Source organism: Lactobacillus paragasseri (assembly GCF_003584685.1).
Taxonomy (GTDB): domain Bacteria; phylum Bacillota; class Bacilli; order Lactobacillales; family Lactobacillaceae; genus Lactobacillus; species Lactobacillus paragasseri.
Map to the genome: position 1 here is coordinate 1157752 of NZ_AP018549.1, position 22507 is coordinate 1180258.

22 protein-coding genes and 2 pseudogenes are annotated in these 22507 nt (G+C 31.0%); 4 read left to right on the top strand and 20 right to left on the bottom strand.

The features are described 5' to 3' along the window. Positions 1-13: 13 nt before the first annotated feature. Positions 14-418, bottom strand: coding sequence for a hypothetical protein (locus tag LpgJCM5343_RS05560; RefSeq protein WP_101890783.1), 405 nt, complete (start codon positions 416-418; stop codon positions 14-16). Positions 419-607: 189 nt separating this feature from the next. Between LpgJCM5343_RS05560 and LpgJCM5343_RS05565 the strand changes: the two genes are divergently transcribed. Further along, the gene (locus tag LpgJCM5343_RS05565; protein ID WP_101890784.1) at positions 608-1261 is read left to right on the top strand and encodes a hypothetical protein; all 654 of its coding nucleotides are present in this window, start codon (positions 608-610) and stop codon (positions 1259-1261) included. 29 nt (positions 1262-1290) lie between these two features. On the opposite strand, the gene LpgJCM5343_RS05570 is transcribed toward LpgJCM5343_RS05565, so the two are convergent. Continuing rightward, positions 1291-1731, bottom strand: coding sequence for an 8-oxo-dGTP diphosphatase (locus LpgJCM5343_RS05570; RefSeq protein WP_035429893.1), 441 nt, complete (start codon positions 1729-1731; stop codon positions 1291-1293). 123 nt (positions 1732-1854) lie between these two features. Here LpgJCM5343_RS05570 and LpgJCM5343_RS05575 point away from each other — a divergent pair, with 123 nt between their 5' ends. Next, positions 1855-2694, top strand: coding sequence for a hypothetical protein (locus LpgJCM5343_RS05575; protein ID WP_101890785.1), 840 nt, complete (start codon positions 1855-1857; stop codon positions 2692-2694). Between the two features lie 157 nt (positions 2695-2851). On the opposite strand, the gene LpgJCM5343_RS05580 is transcribed toward LpgJCM5343_RS05575, so the two are convergent. The 16 genes and pseudogenes from LpgJCM5343_RS05580 to LpgJCM5343_RS05660 all read right to left on the bottom strand — a co-directional run bounded on the left by LpgJCM5343_RS05580 (position 2852) and on the right by LpgJCM5343_RS05660 (position 18996). Next, positions 2852-3769, bottom strand: coding sequence for a M48 family metalloprotease (locus LpgJCM5343_RS05580; RefSeq protein ID WP_101890786.1), 918 nt, complete (start codon positions 3767-3769; stop codon positions 2852-2854). 90 nt (positions 3770-3859) lie between these two features. Further along, complete coding sequence (locus tag LpgJCM5343_RS05585) at positions 3860-4285, bottom strand: HIRAN domain-containing protein (protein WP_003648680.1); 426 nt, start codon at positions 4283-4285, stop codon at positions 3860-3862. 303 nt (positions 4286-4588) lie between these two features. After that, positions 4589-4726, bottom strand: a complete 138-nt coding sequence (locus LpgJCM5343_RS09620) for a PTS sugar transporter subunit IIB (protein ID WP_167435363.1) — start codon at positions 4724-4726, stop codon at positions 4589-4591. A gap of 283 nt (positions 4727-5009) precedes the next feature. After that, entirely contained in the window at positions 5010-6128 is a 1119-nt protein-coding gene (locus tag LpgJCM5343_RS05595) for an XRE family transcriptional regulator (protein WP_101890787.1), read from the bottom strand. Then, positions 6128-6844 (bottom strand): DUF5986 family protein, encoded by a 717-nt coding sequence (locus LpgJCM5343_RS05600; RefSeq protein WP_101890788.1) that lies wholly within the window; start codon positions 6842-6844, stop codon positions 6128-6130. The genes LpgJCM5343_RS05595 and LpgJCM5343_RS05600 overlap by 1 nt, the downstream gene beginning before the upstream one ends. Positions 6845-7106: 262 nt before the next feature. After that, complete coding sequence (gene rfbD, locus LpgJCM5343_RS05605; protein WP_101890789.1) at positions 7107-8093, bottom strand: dTDP-4-dehydrorhamnose reductase; 987 nt, start codon at positions 8091-8093, stop codon at positions 7107-7109. A 16-nt stretch (positions 8094-8109) separates the two neighbouring features. After that, a complete protein-coding gene (gene rfbC / locus LpgJCM5343_RS05610; RefSeq protein ID WP_101890790.1) occupies positions 8110-8718 on the bottom strand; it encodes a dTDP-4-dehydrorhamnose 3,5-epimerase in 609 nt (202 codons plus the stop codon). Between the two features lie 32 nt (positions 8719-8750). Next, positions 8751-9635: a glucose-1-phosphate thymidylyltransferase RfbA gene (rfbA, locus tag LpgJCM5343_RS05615; protein WP_113576149.1), complete on the bottom strand. Its 885-nt coding sequence runs from the start codon at positions 9633-9635 to the stop codon at positions 8751-8753. 6 nt (positions 9636-9641) lie between these two features. Further along, complete coding sequence (rfbB, locus tag LpgJCM5343_RS05620) at positions 9642-10679, bottom strand: dTDP-glucose 4,6-dehydratase (protein ID WP_003647166.1); 1038 nt, start codon at positions 10677-10679, stop codon at positions 9642-9644. 81 nt (positions 10680-10760) lie between these two features. Beyond that, complete coding sequence (locus LpgJCM5343_RS05625; protein ID WP_077958826.1) at positions 10761-11936, bottom strand: MerR family transcriptional regulator; 1176 nt, start codon at positions 11934-11936, stop codon at positions 10761-10763. 73 nt (positions 11937-12009) lie between these two features. Beyond that, positions 12010-13326, bottom strand: a complete 1317-nt coding sequence (locus LpgJCM5343_RS05630; RefSeq protein WP_113532414.1) for a hypothetical protein — start codon at positions 13324-13326, stop codon at positions 12010-12012. A 333-nt stretch (positions 13327-13659) separates the two neighbouring features. Continuing rightward, on the bottom strand, positions 13660-14862 hold the full coding sequence (locus tag LpgJCM5343_RS05635; protein ID WP_113532415.1) for an IS110 family transposase: 1203 nt from the start codon (positions 14860-14862) through the stop codon (positions 13660-13662). A 259-nt stretch (positions 14863-15121) separates the two neighbouring features. Next, positions 15122-15559, bottom strand: a complete 438-nt coding sequence (locus LpgJCM5343_RS05640) for a hypothetical protein (RefSeq protein WP_113532416.1) — start codon at positions 15557-15559, stop codon at positions 15122-15124. A gap of 282 nt (positions 15560-15841) precedes the next feature. Beyond that, a complete protein-coding gene (locus LpgJCM5343_RS05645) occupies positions 15842-16354 on the bottom strand; it encodes a Panacea domain-containing protein (RefSeq protein ID WP_020807932.1) in 513 nt (170 codons plus the stop codon). 1098 nt (positions 16355-17452) lie between these two features. Continuing rightward, a complete protein-coding gene (locus LpgJCM5343_RS05655) occupies positions 17453-17926 on the bottom strand; it encodes an AbiH family protein (RefSeq protein WP_020807929.1) in 474 nt (157 codons plus the stop codon). A 21-nt stretch (positions 17927-17947) separates the two neighbouring features. Then, positions 17948-18996: pseudogene (locus LpgJCM5343_RS05660) on the bottom strand (IS30-like element ISLga1 family transposase). 447 nt (positions 18997-19443) lie between these two features. On the opposite strand from LpgJCM5343_RS05660, the gene LpgJCM5343_RS05670 reads away from it, so the two are divergent. Together LpgJCM5343_RS05670 and LpgJCM5343_RS05675 are read left to right on the top strand one after the other, a co-directional pair. Then, a complete protein-coding gene (locus LpgJCM5343_RS05670; RefSeq protein ID WP_020807953.1) occupies positions 19444-19947 on the top strand; it encodes a hypothetical protein in 504 nt (167 codons plus the stop codon). An 89-nt stretch (positions 19948-20036) separates the two neighbouring features. Further along, positions 20037-21214, top strand: a pseudogene (locus LpgJCM5343_RS05675) (ISL3 family transposase). An 87-nt stretch (positions 21215-21301) separates the two neighbouring features. Here LpgJCM5343_RS05675 and LpgJCM5343_RS05680 read toward each other — a convergent pair. Beyond that, positions 21302-22069 (bottom strand): macro domain-containing protein, encoded by a 768-nt coding sequence (locus tag LpgJCM5343_RS05680; RefSeq protein WP_113532418.1) that lies wholly within the window; start codon positions 22067-22069, stop codon positions 21302-21304. Next, complete coding sequence (locus tag LpgJCM5343_RS05685; RefSeq protein WP_113532419.1) at positions 22066-22500, bottom strand: hypothetical protein; 435 nt, start codon at positions 22498-22500, stop codon at positions 22066-22068. Before LpgJCM5343_RS05685 ends, LpgJCM5343_RS05680 begins: the two co-directional genes overlap by 4 nt. Between the last annotated feature and the right edge of the window lie 7 nt (positions 22501-22507).

Here is a 22507-nt window from a genome sequence, read left to right on the forward strand (position 1 = left end):
TATAGTGACTTCTTTAATATCTATTAAGTTGAGCAAACTCAACTACTCGATTCAATAATTGAGTAAAGTTATTAACTTCACTCCTCAAATCGCGACTATTGATATAATCACGAGTTAATTCACCACGATCATCAAGCAAAACGCCAAATTCACTAGCTAAACGTGCAACATCAGCCGCAATACTTGAAAAACTTCCAATATTATCATCAATCATTTTAGCGGTGAAAACACGATCATTTAAAGCATAAGTTCCATTAGGATATACAATCAAATTAAAGTGGATCATATCATTTAACCCATCGACAACATTAGTAGAAACCCGGTACTCATTATCATCGACTGGCTCAATAGAAAATGCAGAACTGATTCCATTATCATCTCTAAAAGATTTCATCATAACGTCTTCAAGATCATACATAAGATTGACCTCCAACCTCTTTATTTAACAAATTAATTAACTACACTTTCTATTATATCTTTTCTCTCACCGAATTTGTTCTTTAAGCTTCTAAATTTGAAAAATATATATTATTTTCATATAAAGTTAAAATAGCCTAATTTTGCTATCTTATATCGAGAATTTTGGTTATAATAAAGGAAGTTTTAAGTGGAGGAATTTAATTTGAAAAAGTTAATTGTTGGTGCTTTAAGTTGTGGTCTTTTGTTACTTGCAGGTTGCCGTAATAACTTAGTGGAACCTAAACATAAGTCTTCCGCGGATGATTATGCAATCATTCAATCTTCTTCTCATAAGAAGTCACATAAGAAAGTGGAACAGCCTAAAAAGAAGAGCGAAGATAAAAAGAAAAAAGATAAAGATAAGTCTAAAGATGAAAATAAAAAGATGGATGATCAAATTGACACCCTTAATAAGAATGAAAATAACTCAAGCTCAGAAGCTCAAAGTTCCAGTTCAGCTCTTCCATCTTTAAATAATTCTAAGCGCGAAAACAGTACTGAAACCAATAGAAGCTTAAAATCAAACTTTGGTACTTCTTTATATACTCTTCCTCGTCAAAATTATAGTTATTACACTCCAAAAAGCAATTACTATTACAGTAATAATTGGTCAACTAATAATAACACCGATTCAAGCCATCAAAATTCAGCTGTAAGTAATTCTAAATCAGAACCAAGTACATCAACTTCAAGTTCTTCATCCAATGATGCTTCAACTTCAACTGAAGAAAAGCAATCACCAACTACTCAGAATAATGATTCTAATTCAAGCGAATCAAGTGAAGATGTTCAAAATGACTAATATGAAAGGCACTCTGTTGAGTGCCTTTTTTAGTAGGTTTGATCTATTTTTCCATCTAGTAAATGTTCGCTTAAATTTTTATCAAAGAAAACTGGTAAATCGTGATCAAAATTATAGGCTAATTTTTTACTTGTCAATTCTTCCTTTGTCATCCAGGTCAATTTTCCTTCATCAGAAGCTTTTACTGTTCCAGTAAACTCAGTAGCTACATAAAAAAATACTAAATATCGTTCATCATTTTTGTCAAAGAATTGTTTTACTCCAACTAAATGCGGATTCTTAATTAAGAGACCTGTTTCTTCCTTTATTTCTCTAACTACAGAATCATGAAAAGACTCATGCGATTCAACGTGGCCACCGGGAAACGTTAAACCAGGCCAAACAGGATCATTTCGATCAAGAACTAAAATTTTATCTTTTTTCTTAATCATACACATATTAGTTAAAGTTACAGGCTCAGAACGTTTCATCATTTAAGGTTTCACTTTCTATAATAATTAAGTTTTATTTTACTACTATCGATTCATTTTTCTAAATACTTATTTATTAGTATAATTAATATACATAGATTAGAGTTTTAGAAGGAATTAAAAATGACTTTGCAAATTAATACCCGTGTTGATTCTATCACATGGCCACTAAACCAAAACTTAACTAACCAAGAGATAATTTCTCAATTAGAGTTGACTGTAACTGAAAATGGACAGCTTATTTCAAATGACAATTTAAGTATTAATAAAAAAGCTGTTAACCGTTCAGAAGCAGGCGTTTATCCGGTAATCATCACTGCAATTGGTTCTAATAACGAATATGCAACTAAGAAAATTCAAGCCTGGGTCACTGATAAGAATAATGTAAATAGTACTACTCGCCCTCCAGTGCAACCTACTCCTGCTCCACAATATAAGACACCATCTCAAACACCTAGTCCAAAAAAGAAAAGCAAGAAAAAAGTTGTCTATATTGTGCTTGGCGTTCTTGTATTATTAATTGCAATTATTTTTGGAATTTCAGCCTGCCAAGCACATAATGATACTGTTCAAAATGAACAAGCTCAAAGTAATGCGCTCAATAATACTAATAGCAAGTTAGATAATTTGTCAGAGCAAAACAAGCAACTAATGCAACAAAACAAAGAATTGCAGAATGCAATCAATAATTATAAGCAAGATCAAAATAAGGAAGAATTGCAGAATCAATTAGATCAAATTAAGAATGAAAATCAACAATTGAAAAATAATGCAGCTAATAATCAAGCCTTGCAAAATCAAATTGATCAATTGGGCTCTACGATTGATCAAATTAAGCAAAATCCTAATCAAGCTGATTCTTTGCTGAATCAAATGAAAAATAATCAAAATGAATTTATGCAAAATTTGAATGCAACTTTTCAAAAATTAGTTAGCGATTTTCAACAATTGATTGGTAAATAAGTGTACTTTAAAAAGGATGTTTCTGGTGTATAGAAACATCCTTTTTTGATGGCTCCCCTGGCGTAGAGAAAACTAAAAGTTCCTTGATTTATCAGTCCATTACTTTGATTAATAAAACAAAAAGACCCAACATCAAAAATGATGCTGGTCCTCTCTTCTACTCAATCTTATCGCTATTCTTCAACCGCTCTATTCTTTTATCTAGCGGTGGATGATCAGAAAATAGTCGATCAATCCAATTACCTGGATGTGGTAAGTTGAAGTATAAATGCTCCAAAGCTAAATCTTGAGAATTAATTTCTGGTGTTGATTCGCTTTCTTCCATTTTTTCAAGTTTAGACAAAGCTGAAATCAATCCGCTTGGTTCACGTGTTAAGTCAACTGAACCTATATCGGCCAAATATTCTCTTTGACGCGAAACTAATAAAAACAATAACTTAGCTAGTGGAATACCAATAATCGAAATAATCCCACCAACTATAATTAAAAACATAGCAAAAAATTTAATAATCAGTCCTAGCCAGCCCTTGCTTTCGCTAGTCAATACTCCCCAACCAAATAATACGATTCCAATCCCAGTTATGGTAATCAAACTGGTCAAAGCACTAGCTAAAACTGTAATGCGTGTATCATAATTTCTAATATGAGAAAGTTCATGTCCGATAACGCCTTGCACTTCTTTCTTGTTCATCATACTCAACAGCCCTTGCGTAAGAGCCAAACTTGCATGTTCAGGATCGCGTCCCGTTGCAAAAGCATTCGGATCTGGATCAGGAGTAATGTAAATTTTAGGAACCGGTAAGCCTCCTGCTAGACAGAGTTCCTCAACAAGCTCGTATATTTCAGGATCACTTTCTTTAGTAATCTCAACCGCATTCGTAACTTTCATTAAATGCTGCGTGGCATCAAAATATACGTGTGCAATATAGATCAAACCAATGATAAAAAATCCAATCCCAACATATTTTGTAAAAATCATTCCAAGAAAAATACTTAATATAAGTAATAAAGCAGTATACAATCCCAAAATGATCCATGTATTCCGCTTATTTTGTTCTATTTGTTTATATAGCATTTCCCACTCCAACTATTTATGCTAAAAGTCTATGAGTTTAATTACCTAAAACCTTTAATAAAAATATTTATTTACCTTATTTAAAATATTCTAATTTGCCAAGTAAACTTTGATTACCAACTCCAAATTTTTACCATCCCAATGGAAGTTTTTTACTCGACCAAATAAAAGATTACCAGAGTCAATCAAACGACTAAAAATTAAATTATGTTCACGTGGAATATAACCTAATTTTAGCCCAGCCGGAGTAGCTACAGAAATAGCATTTTTATCGTACTTATTATCAGCCTCACGTATTAATAGAACGGGATCATTCTCTTTTAGACGAGGAATTACCTTATCTTCAAGATGTAAATAGTCAGAACCACGTACTTCACAACCATATAGAAATGTGCTGTGACTCTCTCCTGATTGTTTATAAAAAACTTTTTTCAAATCAGTAACCTGATTTTCTAACTTATCAATTCTATCCATTAAGTCTGTAATTAAAATATCGTCATTTCTATAAATACTCATTGTCCGGTCGACCTCCTTTGTTACATTTATTGAATCAATTCTAACTCTATGCTTACTATAAATTTTTAAAATCAATTATTCAACAGAATCATGAATTTTATCCTTGGGCGAAATATCCTTAAATCCTTCTAATTAAGATAGTTGCATTATTATAATATTAGAAAATAAACATACCGCGCCCTGAGGAAAAGATCCGCAATGATTCTTTGCTTGTCTAATTTCATGTAATCCATAAAATCAAATGGAAATTGAATAGTAATCTAGTTTCATTAAAATTACTTTACCTTGTCAAGTACTTGTAATTTAATCGCACCAAACTCCGTCTTTAAGTAAGAAACCCAACATTAAGGCAGCAATTTGATCTGCATAGTCACCAAATTCTGCTTCTCTGCAAACTTGAATTTTATAATCTAAACCAACTTTCTTTGATGCTTTTCTCATGTTAACAGCTATAAAACCTGATGATGCACTTAAACCACATACTAATAAAACAATCTTAGTCGTTTTTAAATTATTTATTAATATTATTTTTCTTGACACTTATAAACAGGCACTTATATTTAAAATAGACTTTTGCACTGTAGGGGGTTAAAATGATTTGGTGGATATCAAAAAATTTCAATAAAAAAGAGAACATTTTGTAGTAACTTGTAGTGACCCACAAAAATCGCTCTCTTTTTTCAAACTGGTAATTATTTCATAAACATTAAATAATTTTTTCACATTAGAAACTTCTTAATTTAATTATTTCTCCTTTAAATTTGCTTATATCAACACCAATTATTTGTGACAAAACTTCATTAGGTATAGAAACTTGATATTGAGAAGCAATATTATTACTAAGCAAACTTGGATTAAGTAGGTGGTTGTCTACTAACAAATTGAATGCTTCTTTAAAAGCTTCAGGTTTCATTAATTCAATTTTTTCATCGCCAGGTTCTTTTTTTCGCCATTTTTTATAGCTTATTCTTTTTTGTAATTTTAAATAATTATCTGCATCAATTAGTCGTAAGCCTCTAGCTCTTACGATCATTGCATTCATTGAAGTATACCATTTAAATTTTAAGGCTATATAATGCTCCAAATCATTTTCAAATCCCAAAACAGACTTGGTAAACGTATCTGAAGGTAACAAAAAGCAGGATGCAAATTCTTCTGCTTCTTGTTCCATTTTACGATACTCCTCTTTTTCTATTATTTGCGGATTTACTCCCGAATGTAATACATAATGTCCTAATTCATGTGCAAGACTAAACTGCTGACTGAAGAAATTATCACTATTCGAATCTAAAGCTACTATAAAATACGATCGGTCACCAATACTCATCCATCCACTATGTGCGTTTACTTTTTTAGAGTTGGTTTGCACTATATATACTATTATCCCGTGTTCTTCTAGTAACCGCATCATATTAGGAATCGGATCAGTTCCCAATCTCCAAGTTTTTCTAATATAATTTGCAGCATCTTCAGGATTATCAAAAGTTACATTAAATTTCGATAATTTTGGAAATTCAAGAGTTTCCTCAAAATAATCACGAACATAACATGCAACTTTTTGATAAAACTCACTTGGTCTTTTTTCTGTCTGAGTAGCTGTCAATCTACTTCTATAAAAGGTCCCTAAACTATGAAAATTATTGATATCCGGTTCAGTAAAAAAATTAATGGGAAATTTCAAAACACTGACTATTTTCTGAAAAGTTTCTAAACTTGGTTCACCAGTTTCCCTTTCATATCTAGAAATCATTTGTTTAGTAATTCCAACCCGCTTTGCAAGTTCAGTAATTGTCATTTTTCTAAAATAACGTGCTTCCTTTAAACGTGTCCCATTTAACTTCATTACTTATCTTCCTTTTGTATTTTCTTATTTTGCCTAAATTTTACTAAAGGCACAGTAGTACTCTCTTGGGATGATTCTCCTGTAATTGTATGAGTAATTGTATGAGTAGCTGGTAAAAGGTAATCACTTACATCTATATCATCGGCTACATTATAATTGCTATCGTATACAATTGCATGAGCGGTTATAGCTATTTCAGCTTCATAGTCTACCGCGACAACTATAATTCTTTTTATCTTTTCCTGATAATTTCCAAGAATTCTTTCACAGTCTTCCATCCGATAAGCAAAATGTTCTTTCTCGGTTTCTTCAGAGTAAAGCGGAAAAAGTGAAACTTCTTTTGGCTGTTTAACTTTTATATAACTATTTTTAATAAGTAACGAATATAAATAATGTGGTGAAAATTGTTTTTGCTTTGCTTCCTTTATTCTCTCTTTCAAATTCTTTCGAGACATTAAAACATATAAATCTCCACTATCTAAATCCGCTACAGGATCAATTTGCCATAAATTGCCTCGCTTTATATGCAATACTTTTATTGACTCATCTGATTCAAAATCTTGAGTCAAAATATCCGCCCTTTTTGCCCATAAGGCAGATCTAATCCCATTATCATTAACTTCAGAAATAGCCTGTTGATAAACTGGTCTAAATTGAATCAAAGTATAATCCATCGCCCTACAGATTCGTTTTATAATTTTGAAATCTATTTTCATAATTTCTCCCTCATTATTAATTTTTATAGTTTATATAATATCACTTTAATCATGAAAGTATAAGTATTTTTTGTTCTTTTCTAAGTTTGGTTGACTTTTAAGGCATAAATTCCAAATGCTAATTTATCATTTTTTTATTCAACTATTATTTACGTTCAATAGTTCCTAGGCATGAGAAAATTTATCCAATATAATCAAAAAAAAAACTAAGCCTCAAAACGCTTAGTTCCATTTCAATTCGGTATTATTCAATTAAAAAAGTCTACTTCTTCAGATTGTCGAAGAAACCGTCATCTTTTAAGATATCTAAGTAACGACTAATAGCATCAGTCCAAGTTGGAAGTGGTTTAAAGCCATTTTCTTCTAACTTGCTCTTATCTAGACGAGAGTTAAACGGACGAACTGCCTTAGATAAGCCATATTCTTCAGTAGTTACAGGAGTAACCTTTGTCTTATAGCCAGCTTGTCGATAAATTTCTTTAGTGAAATCGTACCAAGAAATATAACCAGTCTTAGTACCATTTTCGTCATAGCCACTTTCAGTTGCTGGTAGTTCTGAATTAGTTGCGTGGTAGTAGCCATATTTATCAGTTTCAATCATATCTACCAAAAGACGAGCTAAGTCAAAAGTATAAGTTGGGGTACCAATCTGATCACTAACAACCTTAACTTCGTCGTGATTTGAACCAACCTTAAGCATAGTCTTGATAAAGTTTGAGCCATTTACACCAAATACCCAAGCAATTCTAACAATGAAATACTTGTCTAAAGTATTAGCAACAGCTTCTTCCCCGCCAAGCTTGGTTTCACCATAAACATTCAAAGGCTTATAGCCCTTAAAGTCTGGTTCCCAAGGGGTAGTTCCCTGGCCATCGAAGACATAGTCAGTTGACAAGTAAACCATTGGGGAATCTAATTTCTTTGCAACGTTAGCGATGTTTTGAGTTCCGTCAACGTTAACTTTGCGAACAGCTGCAACCTTATCGTCATCTTCAGCCATATCAACTGCAGTCCAGGCAGCACAGTGAACAATAACATCAGGATTTACTTCAGAAATAACCTTGTCTACGGCTTTTGCATCAGTAATATCTAAAGAAACATAAGGTGCCTTAGTAACGCTGCTTCCGTCAGCAACACCAGCATATTCAGGTGCCAAGTCAGAACCTACACCTTCATAGCCGCGCTTAGCAAGTTCATTCATTACGTCATGGCCAAGTTGACCATTAACGCCAGTTACAAAAACTTTCATTCATTTACCTCACTAATTAAAACTTAAAAGTATCCTTTAAGCCCTTCCATTCTTGATCACGTTCAGCCATGTTGAGCTTAGTACCATCATCAAGAGTGTAACCAGAAGCATCTGGACTACCTGGGTAATCGCCTTTAAGGTGTGGCCATTCAATGCCAATTTCAGGATCATTCCAAGCCATACCACCTTCATCGTTTGGGTGCCAGAAGTCATTAACTTTGTAACAAAATTCTGCTACATCACTTAAAACAAGGAAACCATGAGCAAAGCCTTGTGGAATTAAGAATTGTTTCTTGTTTTCTGCAGTTAATTCAACACCGTACCATTTACCATAAGTCTTAGATTCACTACGAAGGTCAACAGCAACATCAAATACGCTACCACGAACTGCGCGAACTAATTTAATTTGTGGGTACTTCTTTTGGAAGTGTAAACCGCGAAGCACACCCTTAGTTGAACTTGATTGGTTATCTTGAACAAAGTTAATGCTAAAGCCAGCCTCCATCATGTCTCTTTGGTTAAAAGTTTCCATGAAGTAGCCACGATCGTCTCCATGAACAGTTGGTGTAATAACTGCTAAACCTTCAATACCACCAACATTTTTTTCAACTTTAATTTGTCCCATTTTTAAAAAGCTTCTTTCTTTAATTAAAAATATTAATAACGAACTTTACCTTCAGCAACTGACTTTAAGTGCTTGCCATATGGACTCTTGCCATAGTGCTTTGCTGCTTCAAGGAGTTGATCTTTATCAATCCAGCCATGTACATAGGCAATTTCTTCAGGTGCAGATACTGAAACGCCTTGACGTTCTTCAATCATTTTTACGTAGTTTGAAGCGTCAACTAGACTTTGCATTGTACCAGTGTCAAGCCATGCATAACCACGACCTAAAAGCTGTACTCCTAAGTTATCATCTTGTAAATACATATCGTTTAAGCTAGTAATTTCTACTTCACCACGTGCACTTGGCTTAACTTGAGCAGCTTTTTCACTTACTCCAGCTGGGTAGAAGTAAAGCCCAGTTACAGCGTAATTGCTCTTTGGTTGTTCTGGCTTTTCTTCAATAGAAACTGCTTTACCGTTTTCATCAAAGTCAACTACACCAAAACGTTCAGGATCATTTACGTAGTAACCAAATACTGTAGCCTTACCCTTTTGTGCATCTTCAGCAGCATTCTTAAGTAAATCAGTAAAACCGTTTCCGTAAAAAATATTGTCACCTAAGACCATGGCACAAGGTTCACCATTAATGAAATCTTTGCCCAAAGTAAATGCTTGTGCCAAACCATCTGGAGTTGGTTGTACCTTGTAAGAAAGGTTAATTCCAAATTGTGAACCATCACCTAATAACTCCTTAAAACGTGGAGTATCAGCTGGAGTAGAAATAACTAAAATATCTTTAATACCAGCTAGCATTAAAGTAGATAATGGGTAATAAATCATTGGCTTGTCGTAAACTGGTAATAATTGCTTACTAGTTACTAGAGTCAATGGATATAAACGAGTACCTGAACCGCCTGCTAAAATAATTCCCTTCATGCTGAATTAATCCTTATCTAAAACTTGCTTCTTGCCGTACATTTCATCGTAGTAGTTTTGGTAATCACCAGAAATGATGTTTTCCCACCATTCTTTGTTATCGAGATACCATTGAATAGTCTTCTTGATACCATCTTTAAACATAGTTTCTGGAAGCCAACCTAATTCATTGTGGATCTTTTCAGGATCAATTGCGTAGCGACGGTCATGTCCCTTACGGTCAGTAACGTGTTCAATTAATGAGTAAGGCTTGTCTAAGTAGTCACAAATAAGCTTAACAATATCAATGTTGTGCATTTCGTTGTGTCCACCAATGTTGTAAACTTCACCTGGAGTACCTTTTTCTAAGATAAGGTCAATTGCCTTGCAGTGATCTTCAACGTATAACCAGTCACGAACGTTCTTACCATCACCGTAAACTGGCAATTTTTCATTGTTTAAGGCTCTTTGAATCATCAAAGGAATCAATTTTTCAGGGAATTGATATGGACCATAGTTGTTAGAACAACGTGAAATAGTTACTGGCAAGTGGAAAGTTCTACCATATGCACCAACCAATAAGTCTGCACTAGCCTTACTTGATGAGTATGGGCTTGAAGTGTGAAGAGGAGTATCCTCATGGAAGAAAAGATCTGGACGATCTAATGGTAAGTCACCATATACTTCATCAGTTGATACTTGGTGGAAACGCTTGATACCGTACTTACGGCAAGCATCCATCAAAACAGAAGTACCAATAATGTTAGTTTCTAAGAAAATTTCTGGATTTTCAATAGAACGGTCAACGTGACTTTCAGCAGCGAAGTTAACTACTACGTCAGGCTTTTCTTCTTCAAATAACTTGTAAACACCCTCACGATCACGAATATCTAACTTAACAAACTTGAAGTTAGGATTATCCATAACATCCTTCAAAGTAGATAAGTTACCTGCATAAGTCAAACTATCTAAACAGATAATTTCATAGTCAGGATGTTTCTTTAACATGTAAAAAATAAAGTTTGAACCGATAAAACCGGCACCACCAGTAACAATAACTTTCATATTATTCCTCCAAATATTTTTTAGTTCATATGAAGTATATAACATTACGTTACGTCACCTTCAAGCTTAATAATAAAAAAACTATGTTTTTTTACAAATAAAGTATCCCACGTCTTTAGTAATGTGAAATCCTCCACTTACTTTTTCGTCAACATAGTTTTTAAATTCATTGTAATGATCTAACAAAATCGCATTCTGATTACCATGACAGGATAAAATGTAAGAAATCACTGGTGTAGATTCAGACAGCTCAATTGCATCTTGATATTTATGGCAAGAAATATCAGCAAAGTCTTTACTTAGAATTTCTGCGCCATTATCGAGACCAAAACGATCATATAGATTAGTAGAAGATAAAACTATTTCAGGATTAAATTCTTGAACTAAATCAGTGATTTCATGCATATGGCGCTTTGAATAAGTTGCACAGGCAAAAGATGCACCCTTTTTCATTACCCCGCGAACTTCTTTTAAAGTCTTTGGAATATCGTCACAATAAAAGAGCATGTGGTTAGCAATCACCAGATCAAAAGTATTATCGGCAAAGGGAATCTTTTGAGCATCAAAAACTGCATATTGAAATTCAGAATTATCGCCAATTTCATTCTTAGCATCTGCTAAGATTCCCTCTGAAATATCGGATAAAACTATTGTTAAACCTTTTGGCAGTTTATCTAAATTCTGAGACCATAAGGCACCATTGCCAGCGCCCAATTCAAGAATCTTCATCCCCGGCTTTAAGTCAAGCTGCTTGAACAGCCAATGGAACCATCCCTCTTTATTGAGAGAATAATCTCGATGCAGCCTAATTCGAGCAGAAATATTTGAAGCATTCTGATATTGCGTACTTAAAGATTGATTCATTGAAGTTAAGTGGATTAGGTCTAGCATCTTGCTCCAGTCAACTTCTTGACCAGCCTTCAATGTGCTACTCGTAGAATCAATAGCAGTTGCCACATTTTGCATTTCTTTAAGTCGCTCTTCTACTAATCTTTTTTGAATTTGCAGTGAGTCAAGCAGCAATTGTCTGTCCCCTGAACCTAAGGTCATTTCTCGAATGTCGCTTAGAGAAAATCCTAAGTATTTCAATAGAAGAATTTGTTGCAACTTTGCAAAATCAGCATCAGTATAACGCCTAGCACCACTGGTAGTATGCGTTGATGGTTTTAATAAATTTTTTTGATCATAATAGCGAATTGTACGAATCGACACATGAGCCTTTTTCGCAAATTCACCGCTTGTATAGTATTTTGGCATTTTATCCTAATAATTCTATTCTCCGACGATTTAATTTATTAAAGATTATATTTTTAAGTTGAACCTTATCTAATTAAAAATGTTTTTTATACATTAATTTTTTCCTAAAAAATAATTTTCTACAAATATATTCTTCCACAAAAAGCAAAAGTATGGCAAATACAAATGTTATCAAAATAATTATTATACTAAGAGTTATTATTTTGATATGATTGTCAATTTCATCAGTTGAATACAAAAGTTTTGGTGCAATGTTTTCCAAAAAAGGAGATAGAATTTTAATTATTTTTTTAGTAATAGCGTCATTGTAAAAAATTACATTTACAAAAGTAAACAAAATAGTAATATTTCCTAAAAGTAGCTTAATTCGTTTAACTACTAATTCCCCATTAGGATTTTTTATCAAGGAAGGGTCTTTTTCTAAATTATCTATAAAAATGTCTTTTTGCTTTAAAGCAAGCAAAAAAATCGCGTCAATTCCTAAGATAGCGCCCAATATAACTTTTAAGCCTGTATACGTACCCCAAATATTTTTTTGAACTGTCATAATAAAAATAGAGATAAAAAGAACTATACAGAATATCCATGAAAAAATAATTATTCCTTTATCAGACTCTTTTATATTTTCCTTATACGATTTCATAACGATTAATAACGTAACAGAAACAGCAATTAAAGGAGCCCATATATTTATCCATTTAGCAAAACTAGAAAAATAAAATATAAAAATTGCTGAACCAAAAATCATTATAATCAAATAAAAAACTATACTTACTATAGCATCAAATATTTGCGAATCTATCAAATAGTATAGAGCCTCTTTTAAGGTTCTACTTTTCATTTGTATAAATTTAATAATACCTATTAAAAAGAAAAGGGAAGAAAAATATAAAATGTTTATAGGTAACAGTTGATGTAAGCTTATCGATATAGATAAGCTTACTAACAGAAAAAACAATAATATCGCCCAGCTTATTCCTGATCCTTCAATAATAAACGGTTTAGACTTTAGTTTTAGCCAACCAACTATTAAAGTTAAAAGCATTAATATAATAGATAATATAAAAATGATTTTTCCGTAAAAAGGAGGCTTTTTTATTCCAAAGCTGGACATAATTATATTCACAGTAAATAAGGTGAAATAATATATTGATATTACAGCAAGTTCACCATACATTACCATTTTTGAATAATACCTCGATTTGGTCCAACAAGTTAAAAGTAAGGTCATACCCACAAAAGTAGATACTGCAACAATTAAAAAGATGTTTACATCTATACCTGAACCCCAATTTAGATATCTTCCAGAAAATAAGAATATTATTAATAATAATTCAATTATACTCATCCCACTAAATGGGATACTTTTTAAAAATCCATCTTTTTTCATCTTAGTTATTAATCCACTCTAATTTTAGATCTTTTAATACTCATTTTTTAAATAATTATAAATTTATAACACATAATCATATACATTATATTCAAATGAAAAATAGACTTCAAAAAGTTCCATTCTATTGAAATAAGCCAATAAAATTTATTTCAATTTTTTAAAACTTTATTAGGGTCTATACGTTTTCTTATTTATAATATCTATGCTATTTCATCAACAGGATTTCTTATAGAATGTCAAGATAAACATATTTAGAAAAAAGAGTATACTAAAAATACCCTAAAAGACTAGTCTTTTAGAAGTTTTCTATTATTTTGTGTCAATCGATATCTAATGAATCGCTTTTTGATAATCATATAACTGATTTGTGTGGACCAGATTTATGATTGTACGATTTAGATGATTAACACAGGCAATTAAAGCCACCTTATCTTTTTTAGAATAAGGTGGCTTTCTCATTTTGTAGTAATAATCAATGATATGATTATTAATCCTTGCTTGATTACGCAACATACTTCTGATCATATTTGATTCAATATATCGTCCTTGACTACTACCACGACGATTAATCTTATCTCTTTTCTCAAATTTTCCAGATTGATACCTGTTTAGATCCACTCCAAGAAAAGCATTTAACTGCTTATAAATTGAAAAGCGATTAAGATCACCAGTAAAGCCTAATAGCAATGCGGTGCTCAATTGCCCAGTACCGGGAATACTTGTAATTATTCTAAATTTCTTAAATTTAGAAGCTCGTCTAATTACTTCTTTTTTATCTTTTATCAAACGATTATTATATGCTTCTATTTCATCACAATAATCAAAAATTAAAAGGATAATAGGATCATCTGCTTCAATACTAGGATAAGATCCTTTAGCAGCTAGCCAAACCTTAGCACAGTATTTTTCAATTAAAGTTCGATTTATATGCTTCCCAATTATTTGATAAAGCCTATCAACCATATTTTTAACAGTTAAGCCGACTAAAAAGTCAGGATGAGCATACATTCTAAACATTTGTAATGCCATTACCGAAGATGCATGAACAAAAATTGAATTTAACTCAGGAAAAGATAACTCAATTAATGATCGTAAATGATTAATTGCTCTTGTTTGACACTTTTGAAGATACAGATAATTGAGACAGTATTTTTTCAAATTCTTATAAGAGCCATCTGAGTATTGTCTCCCTCTAAACTTAATTTCATCATATTGCGTTATACCAAGCATAGCTAGTTTAAATGAATCATTACTATCATTTTTATTACGTCTAAGCTCTGCCATTCGTAAACTTGCTTCAAAAGGATTAAGTTCAATAAATTTTATATGCTTTTGTTGCAAGTAACGGGTTAGTGCATTTGAATAATATCCGGTTGTTTCAAAAATTATACAAGTATCAGAGGTAAAGTGAGTAGATAAATCATTAAATCCACTTTTATTATGATTAAAAGCAAAAGTTCTTTTCTCAAACTCATCAGTTATTTGTGTTGCATGACTTTTACCTTGGCTAACGTCTATTCCTATAAAATTCACAAGATCACCTCACAATATTTATTGAGGCTAATATATTTCACTTACTCAATTTCTAAAATACGATCTTAACGATCAACAACCTAAATCTAGCTTTAAAAGAAAAATATATCAACGGGCCAGTTTGACAAACGAATTATCAATTCTTTCCTGTTGTCGACCTCAACCTCAACTTAATTTTAAACAAAAAAATAAGAGGTGAATTATAACATCGTCATGTTACAATTCATCTCCTACTTTAGGTTGTTTGACAAACAGCCAATTATTTCATTATTTTTAAGAATGCTAACCCGGCAATTATCATTAACATACTTACACTTATAACAAGAGTTACAATCCCAGTAGTAAATTTATATTTAGCATCCTTTTCATCATTTCCGTATAGTTTTTTTATGCCTACCAAAAGTGTCATTATTATTATATACATAATATTAACATAAATTCCTCCAATAATGAGCGCATATCCTATTGAAGCTATTCCCCACAATTTAACATCATGAAATAAATTTCCTAAAACTTGAACTGAACCCATCATTGCAAACGACATTGCAGTAAAAATAGCTAATATTCCGACAAATTCGGAATAAATATGTCCTACTTTTCTTTTTGCATTTTTAGCTATTTGTTCAGCATCCGATGTTTGACTTAAAATATAATCTCTTTGATAACAGCTTAATTGAATATGTCGTTCAAATCTCAAAAGATTATTGGTAATTCTTCTTCTATTTTCATTCTCATCTCTTTTATTTAAATCTTTAGCAATTTCATCTTTAGAATATATAGCAAACTTTTCATCGTTTAATAACGCTTCAAATTTATTTTCAGTAATTTCTTCTAGTAACGCAAAGTTACTCTTTAAATTTTTAACTCTCTTGTTCTCCTAAAAAAATTAAACTATCAATTAATTGATCATTATCCTTATCTTGATCTAATTTAATAGTAAACTTATTTATAAGTCCTTCAATAAAGTTTCTTCTATCCATTATTTTAATTCTGATTCATTACTTTGGAAACAGGCTAATATTTCATTATCTTTATAATCTTGCGCTTCATAATTCATTATTTTATCTTTATAGTTATACCAACTAGGATCTTTATGTGTCAATCCTACTAATTTCCATGTAGGAATTTTAATTAAGTTTAATGTAAAATCAGTAATTTCTTTCCGAACTTTATTAGTTATTTCAATTTCGGGAATTTGTTTTTGAAATTGACCATTAGAATCAAAATAAGCATTTACATATTTATTTGTAATCGGTCCTGCACCATTATCTCTAAAAGTACGATAAACATTTTTTTGAACCGGACCATATTGCCATTTTGAAAAAGTTCCGTTTACTATACCATATTTATACTTACATAGAGTAAATCCTTGTAAAAAAAATAATATTTTCTGAAGTTGCAAATTTGTGACAGACATATTATTTTTTTTAGCTATATCTATCACAAAATTCGCAACAGCAATAGGTTCTTGAGCTTGTAAAATTTCTGCCATAATTTTGCCCCTCTCAATAAGACATCCATATTAATATAGCATATAATATTTTTCTCTACAATATTTAGTTGCTGTCATTAAGAATATATAATTTTCCGAATTTAAATTTTTTAGTCCAATAATTCCCTCCAATATCTTTAAATACAACTACTAGATTTTTTTGTTTTACTAGGTCCTTTAAATATACTGTTCTTAGTTTTTCCACATCTACTCTATAGAATTCACTTTCCTCATTTTTATCAATTGTCTTGTAATCTTTCTTTTGCAGCACGTTACTAATTTCTTTTTCTTCGTTCCAAAATAAGACTTGACTTTCGGTAATTTCATCACTATTTAACTTTTTCCAATCTTCCTCAGTACATATTCCTTTATAAGATAGTTTTGTATTTTTATTAAGTCTATTAATAGCATAAATAGTTCAAATTTTTGAATTAAATTTATAATATTTTACTGAATTCTCTTGTTCAACTACATAATCTCCATCTAAGATCACTTCAATTATTCGCGGCTTATAAGCAAACAAAAAAGTACCTATACTTATAATAGAACTAATACCAATCCAATTTTTTAGACCAACAGAATATTGATGGGGCTATACAATTAGAAAACCTACAAGCCATAGAAAAATACTAGCTATTAAAATACGATAATTTTCCACTTTGCTTTTAAAAGTTTCTATCTCTCCTCTATTTTTTTCAATATGTACAATAATTACAATTAATAAAACTGATACTATTTCTATACTTATCCCCAAATATTTGAAAAATCTAGGCCAAATTGAGCAACCTATTATATAAAGTAAAAGCGCAACTATACAAACATTTTCTAAATTAATAATGCTATACAAATTATTTTTTCATTATCTCACCATTTTATTTTTATTTATAAACTCAATTACTTATCAGACTTAAAAAAATAATGTATTGTATCATTAGTTCTTAAAAAAATTAAAGTATATTACAATACAGTATTTTAGAAGACGTTTATCTATAATCTTAGCAGATAAATGATTATTTTTATCTTCTAAATTTAATTCTCTGTTAAGATCAATATATTTTCTCTTTTATTTCTTATAATATTAAATCTCATATAATTGAACTAAAAATTCCTTAGAGAAAGAAAATTTAAATTTTTTGCGTTATTATAATCTACTACAAAAATTCTACTCAATACAAATTTTCTATCAGCTATTTTCACATACTTATTAACAAAGTCCAAAGATGAAAATTCATGTTTATATGAATAAACAATTAATTCTGCACCATTTTTTAAGGACTCACAAATTTTCTTCCACCACCAACTATCTGATTCACCAATAGATGATCCATAAATAATATACAGTTCGGTTTCTTTCAAGAGTGTAGAATATTTAACATCATATCGTGCCCAATATTCTTTATTAAATCTATCTAAATCTTTATTATCTTTAAATCTTTCACAATTTGATCCGAACAATAAGCTACGTGGAATACTTTCTTGACCATGTGGATGAATTATATCAGTGTTAATGTAGCAACTCCATTCTGTCTTATTATTCCAATTATTAAGATTATATTTATTCGTAAATTGCAATAATAAATTGAACACTTTTAGTTAAGCTGCTTGATAGATTCGATCTAATTCTCTTTCAAAGATTTCATCTGGTGTGTGATAAGCTAAAATTTTTCTTGGCAATGAGTTGCACCAGGTTTCAATGTCAATGATATTTTGTAAAGAATAGTTAGCTATTGCTTCTCCTTTAGGAATGAATCTGCGAATAAGACCATTGTGTCTTTCAACTGTTCCCTTATCACAAGAAGTGTAAGGATGGGCATAGTAAACCAGTGTATTGGAGGCTTCTTCTAGGTTGGAAAGATCCGCAAATTCTGAACCATTATCAGTGGTAATAGTTTTAAAAATATCATTCCAGTGTTCACTGTATTGTCTTTGGAGTTCTTTAAAGGCCTGCATGACACTGATAGAAGTCTTGTCGGGAATACGAATAATTAAGAATTCACGACTCATGCGCTCAGATAAGGTTAACAGCACTTCATCATCTTTAGTCTTATGTCCAAGGACCAAATCGCATTCCCAATGACCGAATTCATTACGTTCACTAATTTCTTTTGGACGTTCTTCAATACTTCTGCCAAGCTTTTTCTTGTTTTTGCGCACACGATGAAGCTTGGTATTGCGTTTAAGCTTCTCAGGCAAGTCGTAATTATAAATGCCTAATAAGCCCTTATCAACGTAATTATAAAGAGTTTTGGTGCAGACAACATCGCTGCTAGAGAATTCGCCAGCAACAGTGGCACGATTACTGCAAACATCAAGCGACCAACCGTCTTTAAAGAAATGTTTGTGGACATAGTGAATAAATTGATTTTTTTGAGAAAGTCTGATTTACGCCCACAATTTTTACGATGAGCTTGATATACATCATGTCCTTGAGTAGCCTTGTATCTTTTGACTTTACCATGATACAGTTTTACAGTGCCACGTTTAACCTCATAACTGATAGTAGAAGGAGAACAGTTGAGTTCACGAGCAATTGCACGCAAAGAGCAGCCATCTTTCAAACGCAATTGAATAATAACTCGCTCTTCAAATGATAAATGCTTTCCTTTAACGTGCCGATTCATGGTAGAATGTAAAGAGTCCATTTTGACCTCCAATAGAAAGTTTTTGTGGTTATTAACATTCTATCAAACAGGTCCGAATGGACTTTTTATTTTTCTAAAGTGTTCAATTTGATTTTACAATCAACGAAATGTATTTAAATAAAAAATAATTCCTGGATTATCAAGTTTTTTATCTTTAAACTTTCGCTTAATACACCAACAAAAATATTGATAATAGCCATATTTAATACTTTCGCTTGAGTCAAATCGTTTTGCTGCATTCTTATCTCTTCTATATTGTATTGACATTTCCTTCAGCTAATTGCTCCATTAAAATCCAAGAATTTAAAATATCATTTTTAGTGTTCATGACTTGCCTAACTTTTAATTTATATAATTATTATATTTAATTAATCAATTCAGCTTTTATTTTTAATCATAGTATATAATAATTATATACTATGATTAAAATTATTATTGGAGTATAAAGTGTTAAAACAAGATTTATCTTTAAAAAATATAATTTATAAAAGTAAGTATTCATTCAGACTTAAAAATCCCGATGAATTAAAAAAGAAATTAAATCTTTTAAAACTTAATTCAAATCAGATTGATTCTTTGATTAACGAATTACAGTTCAAAATTAATAGTAACAGGAGATTATCACTTATAAATGCAATTCTTACATTTATCCTTTCTATTCTTTCTCTATACATTTCATCATCCGCATTTTTATTTTCCGCCTGCTTTCAAAATATATTTGAGTTATCTTCTTCTAAACAAAAAGGTATCTTTTTTGAAGATATGATGAACACAACCATGTTTAAAGAGATTGAAAACATATTGCTTTTCTTTACACAACCAAGTAGACTTTTTTCAATTCTAATTTCTTTTTTCATTTTATGTCTAGGGATTTCTTTTTTTCATACTTACGGTTTAAAAAAAAGACTCTCTATCTTATATGCATATCAAAGAGAACTAGAATCTTATTGATTTTAGTTGATTCTATACTTTTTCCTGTTGATTGATATCTATGATATTCTATCGACAGGATTTTTTTATTGCATAAAGAAAAAGAGGCCATAGCCTCTCTTAACGATTATATTAAATTTTCTCTTGATATTGAAGATCAAAACATTGCTTTTTCTGATTATTTTAAAAAGTTTATTGATGGTAAATTTCATAAGGTCTACTTAGCTGAGATTATTCAGTCTTCTTGTCCTTATTGCCATTCCCATAATCTTAAACATAATGATCACTATACTTCTAATGTACGCTTTATTACTGCCGATGCTAGTCATCCAGTATCTATTAGACTCAAAAAGCAACGTGTTCTCTGCAATAACTGCCGTAAAAGATCTATGGCTCAATCTAACCTTGTTAATAAATAGTGCCACATCTCTAATAGTTCTAAGCGTAAAGTCTTAGCTGTTCTTACTGAAGATCGTTCGATGACAAGTATTGCTCGTGAGCAAAATGTCTCAGTCAATACTGTTCAGAGAGTTTTAGAATCTTGCTCTTCTAAGTTTTACGATGAGTTTGATCGCTTGCTAAACATTTGGCTTTTGACGAATTTAAGGGCGTTGGCAAGAAGCTGCACTTTATCTGTCTAGACGGCAATTCTCATCAAGTAGTCCAGATCCTTAGAACACGTTTTAAACCTGAAATTCTACACTACTTCTACAAGTTTACTCCGCAGGCTCGTGCTATGGTCAAAACAGTTCACCATGAATCTTAACTGCTATTATCTAATCGTGGCTAGAGAGTTATTTCCCAATGCCCAGATTGTCATCGATCGTTTTCACATAGTTCAGATGCTTACCAGATCTTTTAATAGCTTACGAGATCAGACTATGAAACTTTTTAAGAAGCAAAGCCGTGAATAATAAGCTATTAAAATCTACCTGGAAACTTTATCTCATGAAGTATGACAAGCTCAATAAGAAAGCGCTTTATTATGACTAGCATTTCAAAGACTATCTCATTCAAGAGCACGTTGTTTTAGATGGCTTAGACTGCAATGAAAAGCTTGAAAACACATATTGAGTTATGCAGGACTTTATGGCTGCTATTCAAAACAAAGATGAAAAAAAGATTATTCATTTACTTCATTCAAAACAAGCTGTCGGTAAACAAATGCATCAGACAGTATTAACTTTTAAACGTAATTATACTAGCGTACTATACTTATGGCTATAGCAGTTTTAGCCATCTATTAATTAGAATCAGACTAGAAGAAAATATCATAAAAGAAAAGTAAGAGGAGGAACCACGACATCATTATGTTATAATTCATCCCCTACTTAAAATTATATTGGCTCTACCGAATTCTTGATCACAGCATCGATTATATATTAAATATACTAAGCTGTTCTACAATTCTTTCCTCAATTTCTCTAGTATTTTCTTGCAACCAAATTAATTCTGATTCTTCATCTCCGACTACTGACAAGTATTTTACAGATTCAAACTTAATATTTTTTCTATAAACTTCCGATCCTGGTAAGATTATTCCATCAACATTTATACTATTATTTAAATTAATATCATCTCTTTTTAAAAATATGTTTGTTTTCCATATATCATGATCTGTATTTAAATTTTTTTCTACTTCTTTATCGGTATAAGAAGAGTAATTTGGTTGATAAATATGAATATATACAGGAATATCAATTTCAGATAAATAATATTCCATAATTTCTTTAACTTCTTCCCATTTTAAACCACCATTTCCTGTACCTAATTGTGGAAAAGAAATCGATTCAATATTTCTATTCTTATATTCCTCAACAAATTTTTTTAACCCTATTTCAATATATTCAATTTTCGATTTATTACGCCAATGCTTTTTAGTAGGAAAATTTAAAACCCATCTTTTTCGAATATTACCGGTATTTTTTTTTCGATATATCTCTGGCTCTTCTTTACTCAACATTAACTGTCCGGGTTGAAATTTTCCTTTATCACATAAATATTTATAACGCTTAAACATTTGTGGATAAAATTTTTTAAAGTCTTTTGCAATTCCTTTTCCCATTACTCCCACTGTATTTACTGTATTTACAAGAGTTTGAGCTGGTGATAAAAACAAATTTTTATTTGTATAAATTATCATTGTTTTTCATCTTCTTTTTTTAATTCAATTGTTGCATTTTCTTCTACTTTCTTAAGTATTTCCTTTTCTTCGGGTTTTAAATTCAACGGCATATTATTAGAAGTAAGATACCACTTTTCTTCATTAACATTTCTATATACATCGAAATATTCATGATTATAATACAATTTTGAATAATATTTACTAATCTTCTTATACTTTTTATTAGTCCATTTAGCTGTAGCTAATATCCAATCTGGTTGATGAAAAACTCCTACCGTTTTTTGCTCACCATTTATATCTATTACTTTAAAAATTATCCTTCTTAATTCAGAATTATACACTCGAAAAATTTTATCTTTATATCTTTTTATATACATAAATGGTTTATTAATAACCTTTATATCCTCTTTTAGAATTTCACTTGAAATAGACTTTGGATACATTTCCATTATATTA

Coding starts and splice junctions, on each gene's coding strand:
- LpgJCM5343_RS05560 (WP_101890783.1), bottom strand. CDS start 418: ATGTATGATCTTGAAGACGTTATGATGAAATCTTTTAGAGATGATAAT.
- LpgJCM5343_RS05570 (WP_035429893.1), bottom strand. CDS start 1,731: ATGAAACGTTCTGAGCCTGTAACTTTAACTAATATGTGTATGATTAAG.
- LpgJCM5343_RS05575 (WP_101890785.1), top strand. CDS start 1,855: ATGACTTTGCAAATTAATACCCGTGTTGATTCTATCACATGGCCACTA.
- LpgJCM5343_RS05580 (WP_101890786.1), bottom strand. CDS start 3,769: ATGCTATATAAACAAATAGAACAAAATAAGCGGAATACATGGATCATT.
- LpgJCM5343_RS05585 (WP_003648680.1), bottom strand. CDS start 4,285: ATGAGTATTTATAGAAATGACGATATTTTAATTACAGACTTAATGGAT.
- LpgJCM5343_RS09620 (WP_167435363.1), bottom strand. CDS start 4,726: ATGAGAAAAGCATCAAAGAAAGTTGGTTTAGATTATAAAATTCAAGTT.
- LpgJCM5343_RS05595 (WP_101890787.1), bottom strand. CDS start 6,128: ATGAAGTTAAATGGGACACGTTTAAAGGAAGCACGTTATTTTAGAAAA.
- LpgJCM5343_RS05600 (WP_101890788.1), bottom strand. CDS start 6,844: ATGAAAATAGATTTCAAAATTATAAAACGAATCTGTAGGGCGATGGAT.
- rfbD (WP_101890789.1), bottom strand. CDS start 8,093: ATGAAAGTTTTTGTAACTGGCGTTAATGGTCAACTTGGCCATGACGTA.
- rfbC (WP_101890790.1), bottom strand. CDS start 8,718: ATGGGACAAATTAAAGTTGAAAAAAATGTTGGTGGTATTGAAGGTTTA.
- rfbA (WP_113576149.1), bottom strand. CDS start 9,635: ATGAAGGGAATTATTTTAGCAGGCGGTTCAGGTACTCGTTTATATCCA.
- rfbB (WP_003647166.1), bottom strand. CDS start 10,679: ATGAAAGTTATTGTTACTGGTGGTGCCGGTTTTATCGGTTCAAACTTT.
- LpgJCM5343_RS05625 (WP_077958826.1), bottom strand. CDS start 11,936: ATGCCAAAATACTATACAAGCGGTGAATTTGCGAAAAAGGCTCATGTG.
- LpgJCM5343_RS05630 (WP_113532414.1), bottom strand. CDS start 13,326: ATGAAAAAAGATGGATTTTTAAAAAGTATCCCATTTAGTGGGATGAGT.
- LpgJCM5343_RS05645 (WP_020807932.1), bottom strand. CDS start 16,354: ATGGCAGAAATTTTACAAGCTCAAGAACCTATTGCTGTTGCGAATTTT.
- LpgJCM5343_RS05680 (WP_113532418.1), bottom strand. CDS start 22,069: ATGATAATTTATACAAATAAAAATTTGTTTTTATCACCAGCTCAAACT.
- LpgJCM5343_RS05685 (WP_113532419.1), bottom strand. CDS start 22,500: ATGGAAATGTATCCAAAGTCTATTTCAAGTGAAATTCTAAAAGAGGAT.